This is a genomic window from Vagococcus fluvialis bH819 (assembly GCF_900163795.1).
GTDB lineage: Bacteria > Bacillota > Bacilli > Lactobacillales > Vagococcaceae > Vagococcus > Vagococcus fluvialis_A.
This window is the reverse complement of record NZ_FWFD01000007.1, coordinates 257,085-271,118: the sequence shown is the minus strand read 5'-3', so window position 1 is coordinate 271,118 and position 14,034 is coordinate 257,085. Positions and strand designations below refer to the sequence as shown.

General features: G+C 32.1%; 13 protein-coding genes. 3 read left to right on the top strand and 10 right to left on the bottom strand.

The window, feature by feature from the left end:
• Positions 1-491: 491 nt before the first annotated feature.
• The 6 genes from FM121_RS04020 to FM121_RS03995 all read right to left on the bottom strand — a co-directional run bounded on the left by FM121_RS04020 (position 492) and on the right by FM121_RS03995 (position 6,666).
• On the bottom strand, positions 492-2,414 hold the full coding sequence (locus FM121_RS04020) for a YusW family protein (RefSeq protein ID WP_086950865.1): 1,923 nt from the start codon (positions 2,412-2,414) through the stop codon (positions 492-494).
• A 27-nt stretch (positions 2,415-2,441) separates the two neighbouring features.
• On the bottom strand, positions 2,442-3,074 hold the full coding sequence (locus FM121_RS04015) for a hypothetical protein (RefSeq protein WP_086950864.1): 633 nt from the start codon (positions 3,072-3,074) through the stop codon (positions 2,442-2,444).
• A 12-nt stretch (positions 3,075-3,086) separates the two neighbouring features.
• On the bottom strand, positions 3,087-3,959 hold the full coding sequence (locus FM121_RS04010) for a BsaA family SipW-dependent biofilm matrix protein (RefSeq protein WP_086950863.1): 873 nt from the start codon (positions 3,957-3,959) through the stop codon (positions 3,087-3,089).
• Between the two features lie 37 nt (positions 3,960-3,996).
• Positions 3,997-4,665 (bottom strand): hypothetical protein, encoded by a 669-nt coding sequence (locus tag FM121_RS04005; RefSeq protein ID WP_086950862.1) that lies wholly within the window; start codon positions 4,663-4,665, stop codon positions 3,997-3,999.
• Positions 4,666-4,762: 97 nt separating this feature from the next.
• Complete coding sequence (locus FM121_RS04000; protein WP_086950861.1) at positions 4,763-5,818, bottom strand: BsaA family SipW-dependent biofilm matrix protein; 1,056 nt, start codon at positions 5,816-5,818, stop codon at positions 4,763-4,765.
• Positions 5,819-5,907: 89 nt separating this feature from the next.
• On the bottom strand, positions 5,908-6,666 hold the full coding sequence (locus FM121_RS03995) for a signal peptidase I (protein ID WP_086950860.1): 759 nt from the start codon (positions 6,664-6,666) through the stop codon (positions 5,908-5,910).
• A gap of 461 nt (positions 6,667-7,127) precedes the next feature.
• On the opposite strand from FM121_RS03995, the gene FM121_RS03990 reads away from it, so the two are divergent.
• Both FM121_RS03990 and FM121_RS03985 read left to right on the top strand, forming a co-directional pair.
• On the top strand, positions 7,128-7,388 hold the full coding sequence (locus FM121_RS03990) for a transposase (protein WP_086950859.1): 261 nt from the start codon (positions 7,128-7,130) through the stop codon (positions 7,386-7,388).
• Between the two features lie 41 nt (positions 7,389-7,429).
• On the top strand, positions 7,430-8,749 hold the full coding sequence (locus FM121_RS03985) for an ISL3 family transposase (RefSeq protein WP_086950858.1): 1,320 nt from the start codon (positions 7,430-7,432) through the stop codon (positions 8,747-8,749).
• Positions 8,750-8,918: 169 nt separating this feature from the next.
• Here the strand turns inward: FM121_RS03985 and pnp are convergent, their stop codons facing one another.
• Together pnp and rpsO are read right to left on the bottom strand one after the other, a co-directional pair.
• Complete coding sequence (pnp, locus tag FM121_RS03980) at positions 8,919-11,051, bottom strand: polyribonucleotide nucleotidyltransferase (RefSeq protein WP_086950857.1); 2,133 nt, start codon at positions 11,049-11,051, stop codon at positions 8,919-8,921.
• A 170-nt stretch (positions 11,052-11,221) separates the two neighbouring features.
• The gene (rpsO, locus tag FM121_RS03975) at positions 11,222-11,491 is read right to left on the bottom strand and encodes a 30S ribosomal protein S15 (protein ID WP_086950856.1); all 270 of its coding nucleotides are present in this window, start codon (positions 11,489-11,491) and stop codon (positions 11,222-11,224) included.
• A gap of 250 nt (positions 11,492-11,741) precedes the next feature.
• On the opposite strand from rpsO, the gene def reads away from it, so the two are divergent.
• Positions 11,742-12,305 carry a peptide deformylase gene (gene def, locus FM121_RS03970; protein WP_086950855.1) on the top strand — a complete coding sequence of 188 codons (564 nt, stop codon included), beginning with the start codon at positions 11,742-11,744 and terminating at the stop codon, positions 12,303-12,305.
• Between the two features lie 36 nt (positions 12,306-12,341).
• On the opposite strand, the gene FM121_RS03965 is transcribed toward def, so the two are convergent.
• Positions 12,342-13,118, bottom strand: a complete 777-nt coding sequence (locus tag FM121_RS03965; RefSeq protein WP_086950854.1) for a Cof-type HAD-IIB family hydrolase — start codon at positions 13,116-13,118, stop codon at positions 12,342-12,344.
• Positions 13,119-13,223: 105 nt separating this feature from the next.
• Entirely contained in the window at positions 13,224-14,015 is a 792-nt protein-coding gene (locus FM121_RS03960) for a formate/nitrite transporter family protein (protein WP_086950853.1), read from the bottom strand.
• Positions 14,016-14,034 lie beyond the last annotated feature (19 nt).

Below are 14,034 nucleotides of genomic sequence, written 5' to 3'. Positions count from 1 at the left end.
AAACGGGAACAATTTCTTGTTTGTCTATCATTGAAAAACCTCCTCGTTATTTGTAACTTAAGAATAACCGAGGAGGTTAGGTGTGACTATATACTTGGTTACTTCTCGCTTACTTTTTAAACGACGGATCTTTTTAATTCAAAACCAAGTATTTCAAATTATCTAAAAAAACGAAAGAATTTCTTCTCTCGCTTTTATAAAACTATTCATTTTTTCGACTTCTTATTATTAGTAATTGTGCTTATCAGCACGATTTGAAATAGAGCCCTTTTATAAAACTATTCGTTTTTCGACTTTTTAATATCAGTAATTGTGTTTATCAACACGACTTGACATAAAGTCAGAAAAATATCGAGTTCACCTTCTTATATATTTGACTAATTGTAATAATACAGATTCCAATCTCTATTTATTAATCTTTTTTAAGTAAGATTTAAAGAACAAGTATTAATTTGACTCTCCCTTTTTTATTCTTTATTATGAATTAAATATTAGCCTTTTGAAAATTTAATCTCTGTACCATCCTTGAACTCTGCTTTTATTTCAAATTTATCATATTTTTTAGGTAAACCTAAACTATTAAGTAGATGATCAATAATTTGTTTTTGCGTACTATTTTTAACATCCAAGCCTTCAAACATTTCTTCAATTATTCGTTGAGATTCTTCAGGAGATTTTTTGCCTGTACGACTATCTTCAAACTCAGCTTTTACTTTGCCTGAAGATTCAATTTCATACTTGTATTTAATTTCTCTACCATTACTAAATTCAATAACACCTTCAACATTATGTAAATTACTTGTAACTTTTATTTTCCCGAAATCATTAACTTTATAATCCCAATTATATAATGGAGCGTCTCTAATATTAGCCTTTTGATTAATATATACTGTTAACCAATATTCTGATTTAGTTGAATCAATATTTTCAACATTTTCAACTTTCCTATTTTCAGCTTTATGTTTCATATTTGTAGATGTTAATTGATAACCATCATAGTTATAAAACTCAGGGATAAACACATTAGGTAAGTAATTAGGGAAGCCAGTTGTCGGAAGTAGCATAACTTGTTTAAAATCACCACCACTATCAGCTTTATAAGATGGGACTACCAAATTAGATTTACTATCCACATGACTTCCAGAAGAGTTAGTATTTTTTAATTCTATTGAACCTGTGCTAGGTATTACAAAAGAATTGTTTTCTCCTAAGACTTCTTGCTTGATATTTAACTTAATGGGAGTATTAGCAGAAAAAAGCGATATATTAGACTCTCTGCTATCTAATACTGCTTGTTGTAATACGAGATTATTCAGAGTTTGGATATTCTTTAAAGACGGACTTATGTTTGATTTTTTCTTGTAATAAAAAATAACCGCTCTTTTTTTATCTGTCATCTTTCCATGCCATTTCTTTTCTGTACTGCTAAATGACTCATTAGTATCTTCTTCTACATATTCGTAGTGATCAAAATTATAACCCTCAATATCTTTTGCAGGTATTTCAACCATGTCATCAATTTTACTATCATATCCTTTTTTTTCTGATATGCTCAATTCTAGACCATTCGGATCATCTAAATCTTTATAAACGGACTTTACTAATTGAGGTTGTATAATTTGGCTATCAGATTGATATTTAATTTGATAATCCCGTGGTATACCTTTTTTTTTATTAGACAAATAAGTGGCTTTAGAAATTATTGATGTGCCATTTTCAATATCCAAATCAGATTGAATAGTATTATTATCAGAGCTATCATCAGAATAACTTATGACATATCCGGAAGTTACACTTTCCTTGTCTAATTGATTTTCCAATGGCAAAATGATGCCTTCATATTTACCATCAATCTTTGGTGGTAGCTTGGTAAAATTACCCTGAAAACTAAATACTACATCATCCTTAATCGTTTCAAAGTCATTATAATTGTAGATTATACTATTATCTGCCTTTTTTTGGTCTACTGGTACCATCGACACTGTCATGTATTTACTTTTAAACTGAGGTATTGTATCTTTTTTAGTAATCATTGTCACCTTTTCTATCAAAGAGTTTTGTCTTTGATAACCCCCATTATCTAACTGCTCAGCTTCAGTAAACTCAAAAGAATCATCACGGCTAAGTGATAAGTCGTGAAGCTTAACAATAGAGTCATTCTGCCAATTCTTAAAATTTATATCCTTAGAGGAAATAGTCGGTTTAACCACTTCCCCTTTATTTTCAAGCATTCCTTTATTAAACTTTTGTAAATTATTTTTTTTTGATACACTCTTTTCTTGATTCGAACTAGGAAGGATTTCAAGGTTCTCTCCAGCTAAAACGTTATTCGCCGATATATATATAATCGACACTGCTACTATTATTGAGATTAAAACTCTCCTTACTGAACATACTTTTTTTACCCACCGCACTGATCTCTACCTCCTTCAAAATAATATTTATAAAATTGATTGTAATTTAGTATCTATAAGTTTTAATTTTTCATCAGTAGGTTGTTGACCATTCCACCAAGCGCTTCGGTAAATATCTGATGAAGAGCTTATTGTTTCACTTTTTATAGTTATTTTCAATGAAGAGTTTTTATATTTTGATGAATAACTACTCAATGTGTTCGGAATAGTAATGGAGCTAAAGAGCGGCGGCGTATTTTCTCCTGGTAGAACTTTTTTTATATAATAATAGTACCCATCTTCTCCTAGTATCCAGTCTGGATTTATAACAGCTAGTAGTTGTTTTCCAAATTCTGATGGCAGAAGCTCTCCATCTGACGATTGAATCTCAGGTGTTACTAACAATCTTACAAAAAAATCTAGTTCGCTAGTATTACTAACTTTAACCTCCTTCTTGTATGTATCACCCGGACCAATTGGTTTATTAGTTGTTGGAGGAGTGAACTTTTCAACAATTTCTCCTTTCAGATTGGCAATCTGAAAATCATTTGTTTTTTGATCGCTATCAATTAATGAAGCATATATATAATTTAAACTTATCAAACTAAGAAGGCATACCAAAATGACAATTCCTAGAAAAATATTTCTCTTTTTTGAAAATACACCAAACATTTTTTTCATCAGTATAACCTCCTATTCTAGATGAGATTTAATTAATTTATATGCAGGGTCAACTTCTTCTAATCTCCATGATCCAAAAATTGATTCCGTTTGATCATGCGCATCCATATACACTTTCATTTTATACAAAGATCCTTTAAACATATTTGAAGCATCTTTAGATAACGTGATACTATCTAAAATATTAATTGTTGTCTCGCCAGGATTCAAAGGCCTAGAGTAATAAAAATAGCCATTATCATATAACCAATAGTCTTTTTTATTTGTCTCATCAAAAATAGTTTGTATTTTATCTGAAAAATTAATTATTAAATATTTATAAGGAGCTTCCTTGCGTGCTGAATTTGGATATTCAACCATTCCTGTTTTTTTAATTGGATCAGATATCCAAGCTTGGTTAGCGATATAATATTTAGAATTTTTTTGGAAAGTTCCTTTTTTTTCTGCTGCCTTACTCCAAGTATCCGTGTCTGAATCATCCACTACTGGCTGATTTTCTTGATCAACTTGTTTTAGATTTCCATTACCTATTTGATCTCTTACATCTACCTCAAAGTTGATTAAAAACTCATAAAGTGAAAGACGAATAAATGAAGGTACCTCTCCTGTGTTCTCTACTCGTATTTCCTTTATCGTTTTTTCATTTGGCTTCCACTTGTTATTGGAAGTAAACGTCTCATCAATTTCAGCAACAAGATGAGTTCCCTTAAAATTATTGATCACTGTGTCAGAAGACTTAAACCAAGCCATTGTACTTCCTAATAAAAACAAACTAATAATGATGATTGAGGTTACTACCCCAACCATGATTTTAAAACGAAAGGTAACGAGTTTTTTTTTCTTTTTACTACTTATTTTCCTTCTTTTTAACTTTTTTGAACTCATTATTTCACTCCCTTTCGCTTCCTCCAATTATTTCGATTCACTTTTTTTTCCAAATTAATAATATAGTCATCACAAAGAATAATCCTAAGCAAAAAATAATCATGGTTTGTTTGATTTCACCTGTAGTTGGAAGCAACCCTTTAAGCTTTCCTTTGTCAGTTGAAATAGTGATATCTTTCTTTGTCTTTACTGCTTTATATATCCAGACATTATCCATAACAGGTTTTTTTTCAAAGTCTTGATTAGTATATTTACCAGATAATGAATATTCAACTTCTAAAGCACGACTGTCTCCAGAATTAAAAACACCTAGATCTAAAGGTGTTGTTTGCAAATTAGTTGTTTCAGTCACTCCAGAAGATGGACCTTCATAAACGACTTTTCCATCATAAGTTAAAGTCATTTGTATTTCTTTAGACAAATCAATACTTCCAGAAACTACTGCAGGAGAAATTAACATTGTGAGTTGATAGGGTATGTCTTTTTCTACATTTAATATTGATATAGTTGTTTTCCAATTTTTACCAGGTATCACGTTGGCAACATTCACATGATACTCACCGTTTTTATTCGCATTAATTCCCTGACTATCTCCAATGACTACACCAGTCGGTAAATTCTCAGAACTAACTTGAATTGGTATAAATATAACTGAACACAGTAAACATAAAATAAGAATTTTTAGTTTGTAACCCCTTTTTTCCACCCTCACATCCCCTTTCTTTAAAAAAATTGGTCAGTGATTGATGATTTTCACCGACACTAACCAATTTTAATTTTATTAAGTTCTTACACTTTCAGTCTTATTCAGTAATTAACCCTGATAATAGTCCTGATAGTGTTGTATTTGAGCCGTTTAACCATTGATCACTATCAACGGCTTCTTTTGCGGCTTGAATTGAACTTGCTTTTACAGTCAAATCAAATTCAAATTTACTATATTCATTACCTGCTTTTTGAGATAATGTAACTGAATCAAGTAGTTGCGGTGTTTGTGTTTGAGCATCTAAAACCCCAACATAATAGAAAAATCCGTCTTCATTATTGTAAAACCATTTGTTTTCTGTTGGTGTAGCAGATAAGTTAACAAATTCTAAAGTTAAAAATTCATTTCCCTCAGGTTTTGCGTCAGAATAAGCTATGACAGTTGCTTTTCCATCTCCATCAACAGTAATAGTTGGTTTATATACTGGATTAGTCCATTTTTTGTCAACTAATGGTTTTTTAGCTAAATCAACATATTTGAATTCTGGAGTACTTACTGCTTTAATTTTCCCACCACCATTACGTGAGTATGTTCCTACTTTTGCATAAAATTTATCAGTACCATTTTCCCAATATGAAGCATATCTATAAGTTGTTCCTGCATCGGTTGTGACTTGAGTTTCTTTTGCTTTTAACGTATACGTGCCCGTATAAGCTCCATCAGTCACTATTAATTTAGGTGCTTCACCTTCAAAATCTGAATCATTCCATCCAGCTGAAACAGCCTCATTAAATGGTGTAAGGTAAATATCTTCTTTAGTTTTACCATTCAATACTGCTGCATCACTACTTAATTTTGATTCAGCATTTTGTAAAATTTGTAATTGTTCGTCAAAAGTTGCTCTAACTAAGGACTTATAGTTACCAGTATTAATAACAGAAACATCTTTATTTACTTTCTGTCCAGGTTTCCAATCTGTTGGTGGCGTAAACGTTTCAACAACTTCTACATCTCCACCAGCAATACTACCCTCAAAATGGTTTTTTGCGCTATCTTCTGCTGTAAACCAAGCAAATGTAGCCGCTAAAGCTGCAATTGCAGCTAATGAAGTCGCAACTGCTACCCATTTCTTTTTGTTCTTTTTCTGTTTCATTTTCCATTCCTCCTAAAATATTTAGTATTTATATTTATCTCCAATTTATAGAGAAAATATCATAATTTAAAGCTTTATCTTAGTGATAATTACTGAATCTTTTTTCGATGTCTTTTAGATTTAGCTTGTGGCAAAAATACGTAAGCACGTACTACCCAAACAAATCCCACAAAAGATAATATAAAGACTAAAGAAACAAGCCAATTTTCCTTAATAAATTTAATTAACCCTCCTAATTTAGGGATCACAAAGACCCCTTTACCGACCACAGTCGAAGCATTAATAGGCATATCATCTGATTTATTGGCATCACCACGTGTTGTAATAAATATCCCTTTTTCCTCTTCCAAATGATCTTGAATTTTTACCACTCTATGAGTTAATAAATTTGTTTCCTTATTAATTGGGTTCGCTGAAGTTTTGTAGGTGATAACATCTCCAATCTTTATCGATTCCGGAGGGACTTCTTTAGTAATTAAAATATCACCTGATCGAAAGCCTCCCTCTTGTATTGAGTTATCAGGAGAAACCATAGAATCAGTTAACACACCAAACATTCTGTAACCATTTAAAGACTTTTCTTGTCGTTGCAAAGCAGCCATTAAAATGGCACTAATAAGAATAAAAAACATAATTAAATAAAAAAATATATTCCAACATATCTGTAAAATTTTTCTTTTTTTACTTTTCATCTTGTTATGACTAACTGTATGTTTTCTTTTTTTTCTCTTATCCTGCTTTTGGTTAGCAGTTTTTCTTCTCTTACTTTTCTTTTGGTTGGTGTTTTTTTTTCTCTGAGTTTGATTCTCGTTAATTATATTTTTGTTCCGTTTTTCTACTTGTGGCATAGTAATCTCCTTAAGAACTTAGTCGTACGTGATTTTTACGATTGCAATAACTAATTCACTATTTCATCTCAAAAGTATCAATAGAAAAATCAAATCATTTGTACGTACACTACGCTAAAAAAGTAGTAAGATTCTATTATTTACCTTTAGAAATTTATTTTAAATAATGGTTAATCTTTTTTCACACAAAACATTTTCAATCTACAAGACCTATAACAAGTATTCTAATAATAAATAATGTTTTGTATAAAAATATTATTAACTATATAACATTGTATGATAAATAAGTATTAAAAAACTTTTTTTAATCACCTTAAATATTACTATACACTTAAACGATAATAAAAACAAGTTTTTTTTACTCATAAAAATCATTTGATAATTTAATTATATTAAAACAAAGTAAATAGTCAAGGTTTTCGGAATAGTAAATCTATTAGATAAGCTTATCAGTATAATTTATGAGACTACGGATAGAAAATATCTTTAAGTTTCATTTTTCTAACGCTCCCTTGGAAGGTTCTATCAATAAAATAAAACTTATTAAACGAATCACTTACGGTTACCAAAATTTTTATAATTATAAATATCGGATTCTCATTAGCTTTAAAGACAAAAAAATAAGCAACATTTCCGGCTCTATAATTTATGATGTGGATGAAGAAATTCATCCGCATCTATTTTTTTACAAAAAAATAGAAACATATGAACATTCCAGTTAAAATAAAAGTGACCAAACCCTATTTTAGAAAGGAAGATTCATATGCCTCATAATCATTCTATTCGAATTTCACTCGATTTAAAAGATAAAAATATCACTTTTAATCATTCTTTTTGTGAGGAGGAAGTTGTAAAAGGTATTTTATCCAAAGTTTATTACGGAACACTTACGTATCAACCTAAAGCTTGTCCATGTTGTGGTGTTAAAAATGAAAAATACTCTATTGTAAAAAACGGTTTTTTGATGACTAAAATCAAGTGGCTTAATATGACTAATTGGCCGACCTATCTTTATTTAAAAAAACAACGCTTTTTGTGTCGACATTGTGGCTCCTCTTTTTTAGCGGAATCTCTAGAAATTGAAAAACACTGTTTTATTGCTAGAAGAGTGAAACAATCGATTACCCTTGAATTGTCAGATGCTATTTCTTTCAAAGATTTAGCTAAAAGACACTCTGTGTCGTCTACGACGGTCATTCGTACTCTTCGTTCTTTTGGTAAAGAATTAACCAATCATTATGACTCCCTTCCTCCCCATCTATCTTTTGATGAATTTACCGGTGTAAAAGAAGGAAAAGGGAAGTATCACTTTATTTATTCGGATTCTGTCTCTCATCAAATTTTAGATATTCTTCCTGATAACCTATCTAACACAATCGAGAAACATTTTCTTAACTACTCCTTAAAAGCTAGAAACCAGGTTAAAACCATCGTTGTTGATATGAATGCTGGTTATTTCAAGCTCGCTAAACGTTTGTTTCCTAATGCTTCAGTTATTATTGATTGTTTTCATTTAGTTCAACTCATTAGTCGTTCTTTAAATATAACACGAATAAAAACGATGAACCTCTATCGAACCAGTCATTCAGAAGATTTAAAAATCTATAGAAAAATGAAACGGTATTGGAAATTATTTTTAAAGGACTCGAGAGAGTTGAATTATACAGATTACCATTATCAACGTTTATTCAAAGCCGTCCTACCAGAAACAGAAATAATGGATTACTTACTTGGCTTAAACAATGAGTTAACGGATACCTATAGATTGTATCAAGAATTATTGTACTGTTGTAGAACCAATGATTTCGAGACTTTTTCAGATGTTTTATTAACGAATAAAGGATCAATTTCTCAGCCTATGATAACTTCTGTGACGACACTAAAAAAACATCTTCCTCGGATAGAAAATACCTTTAAATATCCTTTTTCTAACGGTCCATTGGAAGGTTCTATTAATAAAATCAAACTCATTAAGCGAATCGCTTATGGCTACCAAAATTTTTATAATTATAAATATCGAATTCTCATTAGCTTTAAAGACAAAAAAACAAGCAACGGAAATCAATTGATTTCCGCTGCTTAATACTCTCTTTTATTTAACTCATTTTGACTCATCCACATCATTTGACAAAGAGCCAAAAAAACGAAAAAATTTCTTCTCTCGCTTTTATGAAACTATTCATTTTTTCGACTTTTTATTATTAGTAATTATGCTTATCAACACGATTTGACATAAAGCCGTTTTCACCACTCTATTTCTCTTCTGTTTTTTCTTCTTTTGGTTTTTCGATCATTGCTTTTCTTGAGGCATTGACACGACCTTGTTTGTCAATTTCAGTGATCTTAACTAAGATCTCATCACCCATCTTGACCACATCTTCCACTTTGTTCACTCTTTCGTGAGCAAATTGTGAGATATGAACCAAGGCATCTTTATTTCCAAATAAATTAACAAAGGCACCGAATTTTTCGATACGAACAACTTTAGCCAAGTAAACTTCATCAAGCTCAACTTCTCTGACTAATTCTTTGATAATTTCAATGGCACGGTTAATCTTGTCTTGATCTGAATGAGCAATACTTACATTACCTTCTTGATCAATATCAATCTTAACTTCAGTTTCATCGATAATTTTGTTGATGGTTTCTCCACCTTTACCGATAACTGTTTTAATTTTGTCTGCTTTGATTTGGATCATTTCAATCTTAGGAGCATATTTACTTAACTCTTTATTTGGTTCAGCAATGGTTGCTGTTAAATTAGCTAAGATTTCCATACGGGCTTTTTTAGCTTGTGCTAAAGCTTCTTTTAAAATTTGTTCAGTGATTCCTTGGATTTTAATGTCCATTTGTAGAGCGGTAATACCATCTTTAGTACCAGCTACTTTAAAGTCCATGTCTCCTAAGTGATCTTCTAAACCTTGTATATCTGTTAAAACGGTGTAGTTATCATTATCCATTACAAGCCCCATCGCAATTCCTGCTACTGGTGATTTGATTGGTACACCAGCATGCATAAGAGCTAATGTTCCACCACAGATACTTGCTTGTGATGATGAACCGTTAGATTCTAAAACTTCTGAAACTAAACGAATCATGTATGGGAATTCTTCTTCACTTGGAATAACTTGTGCTAAAGCTCTCTCTCCTAAAGCACCATGTCCGATTTCACGACGACCTGGTCCACGTGTTGGTCCTGTTGAACCAACTGAGAATTGTGGGAAGTTATAGTGGTGAATGAATCTTTTACTATCTTCCACACCTAAACCATCAATGATTTGATGTTCACCAAGTGGCGCTAATGTACAAGTTGTTAAAGCTTGTGTTTGTCCACGAGTGAAGAGGCCAGAACCATGGACACGTGGTAAAATTCCAATCTCAGAATCAAGTGGTCTGATTTCATCAATTTTACGACCATCAGGACGAATTTTTTCAATCGTGATTAGACGACGTACTTCATTTTTTTCCATGTCTTCTAAGATTTGACGAACTTCTTTCATCGACTTAGCAGAATCTGCATCTTCTGCAAATTTTTCTTCATAGACAGCAATGATTTCTTCTTTTAACGCGTCAATATTATCTTCACGAGCTAATTTTTCTTCAGTTTGAATTGCTTCAACCATACGTGTTTGATATGTCGCATTGATTTCTTTTTCTAAATCAGCATCAATTTGTAGAAGAGTGATTTCCATTTTAGCTTTGCCAATTTCTTTAGCAATTTTTTCTTGGAATTCAACTAAGCGTTTAATTTCAGCATGACCAAATAAAAGTGCCCCTAACATATCTTCTTCTGACACTTCTTTAGCGCCACTTTCTACCATGTTGATAGCATCTTTTGTACCAGCTACCGTTAACTCAATATCTGATAACTCCATTTGTTCGATTGTTGGATTAATAACGTACTCACCGTTAATACGACCCACTTCAACCCCAGCAATTGGGCCATCAAAAGGAATATCTGAGACTGATAAAGCTAAAGAAGAACCTAGCATTGCTGCCATTTGTGGTAAGCAATCTTGATCAACACTCATAACAACGTTTGTGATTTGTACTTCGTTTCTAAATCCTTCCGCAAACATCGGACGAATCGGACGGTCAATCAGACGAGCGGTTAAAGTTGCTGTTTCACTTGGACGGCCTTCACGTTTAATGAATCCACCAGGTACTTTACCAACAGAATACATTTTTTCTTCATAGTTAACTGTTAATGGAAAGAAATCCACATCTTTTGCTTTTTTAGAGGCAACTGCAGCTGTTAAAACAACTGTGTCTCCATATCTCACTAAAACAGATCCATTAGCTTGTTTTGCTAACTGACCAATTTCGACAGATAAAGGACGTCCTCCCCAAGTTGTTTCGAATACTCTTTTTTCAGAATTCAACATTTTATAATCTCCTTATATCGCACAGATGATAAGTTCTACTAAACAAATGTCAAAATTATTAATTAAAAATCCTCACATTTGCATAGTAGTTTCACCTTCATCGTGCTTTTCTTTTTTAAAAGAAAAGCGAGATCCAAACCAGACCTCACTTTTTTTAAACTCATTAAAAATTAACGACGTAATCCTAATTTTTGGATTAATTCGCGGTAACTTTGAACATCAGTTTTACGTAAATATGCTAAAAGATTACGACGGTGTCCAATTTTTTTCATTAATCCACGGTATGAATGGTGATCTTTTTTGTGAATTTGAGCATGCTCATTTAATGCATTAATCTCAGCTGTTAATACTGCGATTTGTACTTCTGAAGAACCAGTATCTCCTTCATGACGAGCGTATTCTTTGATGATTTCGTTCTTGCGTTCTTTTGTAATTGCCATTTCTTTCACCTCTTATATTTTTTCCCTACAACTTAGTAATTCGTTGGTGACTCGAAAAACCTAGTAATAGGTCGTGATGTTTAACATCACACAATGGTACTTTACCCGATTTTTACATTAAAAGCAAGAATTTATTGCGCTTTTTTGTATTTTTTATCAATAATAGTCTTTCTTTTTAAGTAAACAAATATTACAATGATTTGAGTAAGCTATGATAGAATAAAATATATAGAAAGGAAGTGTCACGTAAATGATTACAATGAATGATATTATTCGCGAAGGACATCCGACACTTCGCAAAGTAGCCGAGGAAGTCTCTTTTCCTTTATCTGATGCAGATAGAGAATTAGGCGAGAAAATGACTGAATTTTTAAAAAACAGTCAAGACCCTGAATTAGCTGAAAAATATCAGCTTCGTGGTGGTGTTGGTTTGGCTGCACCACAACTTGATGTCTCTAAACGAATGATTGCTATTGAAATCCCTAATATGGAAGAAGAAGACGGAGAACCTTTTTTAAGTACTGTGATGTACAACCCAAAAATTCTAAGTCATTCTGTTCAACAAGCAGCTATTGAAGAAGGAGAAGGCTGTCTTTCTGTTGATCGACATGTTCCAGGCCTTGTCGTAAGGAATGCTAAGATTACTATTTCTTATTTTGATCAAGAAGGTGAGAAGCATAAATTACGATTAAAACACTATCCAGCGATTGTCATCCAACATGAGCTAGATCACTTAAACGGTATTATGTTCTATGATCACATTAACAAGCAAAATCCAAACTATGCAGCAGATGATGTTCTGCTTATCCAATAAAAAAACGATTCTTCTCGAATCGTTTTTTTTGTTGCTTTAAATTAAAGCATATTCTTTTAACGCATGACAAATACCACCATCATTATTAGACAACGTTACAAAATTACTCACTTTTTTTAACTCATCCTTGCCATTCCCCATAGCAACACCTACTCCAGCATAATCTAACATTTCCATATCATTATTACCATCTCCAAAAGCCATGACATCCTCTCTGTCAAAGCCAAATTTATCCGCAATGAATTTCAATGTTTCTGCTTTTGAACCATTATGAGGTAGGATATCAATGCCATGCTCATGCCAGCGGATAAAACGAAATTCTGGGAACTTCCCAACGTATGCATCCATTTTACTTTCATCGAGTAACGCTACAATTTGGTAAACTTCTTCTCTCTCATGGAAAGTTTCATCTATTTCTGGTAACGCTTGTCCAAAACTTTCCATCGCTATTTTGGTTTCTGGTTTATAATTTTTATTATTTAGTTTCGTCTCTTTTAAGCCATTAAAAACTAAATCAATATTTCGCTCATTACTCACTTGAACTAATTTAAGCATAGCCTCATTATCTAATGAATTATTATATATTTGTTTCCCCTCTGAAAAAGCAACAGCACCATTACTTAATACAGCATGCTTTATGCCTGTCTGGGCAAGTACCTCTTCTGCTAAAGGTAAACTACGACCAGTAGCACACATTACCATATGACCTTCATTTTGAAGCTTTTCAATAGCAATCAGCGTTTCTGGTAACACATTGTGGTCATCATTGATTAGTGTCCCATCAATATCAAAAGCGATTAATTTCTTTTTCATGTTCTTCCTCCTAGTTTTGCTAATGATAGTATAACAAAAAAAAAGTGAGACTGACAATTTAAGTCAGCCTCAGCTTTCATTACTACTTCCCCTTACTTCTTACATTTAATCCAAGTACTTCAATGTCTCATCATTATTTAACCAAGCATAGGTCAAACCAATTACTAAGCCACCGCCAATAAAGTTTCCAATAAAAGTAAATACTATATTAGTTGTTAAGGCTGCGATAGTCATACCAGCAACTGCTCCTCCTGATGAGAAGAATGCTAACGGAAAATAAATAAAATTAGCGATAACATGCTCAAAGCCTAAAAATGTAAAAATAAAGATAACACATAAAATAGACATAAATCTTGCTGCATCATCTTTTGCCTTCATTGACATCAAGATTGCTAAGTTAACGATGATATTCGCAAACATTCCTTCAATGACTGTCTGACCAATTCCTTTTTGGAACTTTCCTTCTACTATATGCGTTAAGAAATTATCAGCGGGTAGTCCTTTGAAAAATCCTGTAACGGATAATAGATAAGCAACTATTATTGCTCCAATCAGATTGAACAGCACACAAACCATTAAAATTTTGAACGCCTTAGATGGTTTTAATTTTTTTCGATACGCAGCAACTGTCATATACATCATGTTAGATGTTCCTAATTCTGCATTTAAAAATATAATTAATGCTAATCCTAACCCAAAGGTAAAAGCATATAACATTTTTCCGATTGAACCATCAAATTTAATTCCTAACCCTAATGCAATCGCTGAACCTAAACTTAAGTATAATGTTGCTAAAACTGATCTTACTGCATATTTACTAAATTTTTTATCGATGAGTTCATTCTTTTTTTCTATTGAACCATCAATTTTTGCCATTAATTCTGAACTGTGTGCCATTTTCTAAAAACCCTCTCTC

Bases quoted from the DNA above. Each gene is read 5' to 3' on its own strand.
- FM121_RS03995 (WP_086950860.1), bottom strand. From the start codon at position 6,666: ATGCCACAAGTAGAAAAACGGAACAAAAATATAATTAACGAGAATCAA.
- FM121_RS04000 (WP_086950861.1), bottom strand. From the start codon at position 5,818: ATGAAACAGAAAAAGAACAAAAAGAAATGGGTAGCAGTTGCGACTTCA.
- FM121_RS03960 (WP_086950853.1), bottom strand. From the start codon at position 14,015: ATGGCACACAGTTCAGAATTAATGGCAAAAATTGATGGTTCAATAGAA.
- def (WP_086950855.1), top strand. From the start codon at position 11,742: ATGATTACAATGAATGATATTATTCGCGAAGGACATCCGACACTTCGC.
- FM121_RS03985 (WP_086950858.1), top strand. From the start codon at position 7,430: ATGCCTCATAATCATTCTATTCGAATTTCACTCGATTTAAAAGATAAA.
- FM121_RS03990 (WP_086950859.1), top strand. From the start codon at position 7,128: ATGAGACTACGGATAGAAAATATCTTTAAGTTTCATTTTTCTAACGCT.
- FM121_RS04015 (WP_086950864.1), bottom strand. From the start codon at position 3,074: ATGAAAAAAATGTTTGGTGTATTTTCAAAAAAGAGAAATATTTTTCTA.
- FM121_RS04010 (WP_086950863.1), bottom strand. From the start codon at position 3,959: ATGAGTTCAAAAAAGTTAAAAAGAAGGAAAATAAGTAGTAAAAAGAAA.
- rpsO (WP_086950856.1), bottom strand. From the start codon at position 11,491: ATGGCAATTACAAAAGAACGCAAGAACGAAATCATCAAAGAATACGCT.
- FM121_RS03965 (WP_086950854.1), bottom strand. From the start codon at position 13,118: ATGAAAAAGAAATTAATCGCTTTTGATATTGATGGGACACTAATCAAT.
- pnp (WP_086950857.1), bottom strand. From the start codon at position 11,051: ATGTTGAATTCTGAAAAAAGAGTATTCGAAACAACTTGGGGAGGACGT.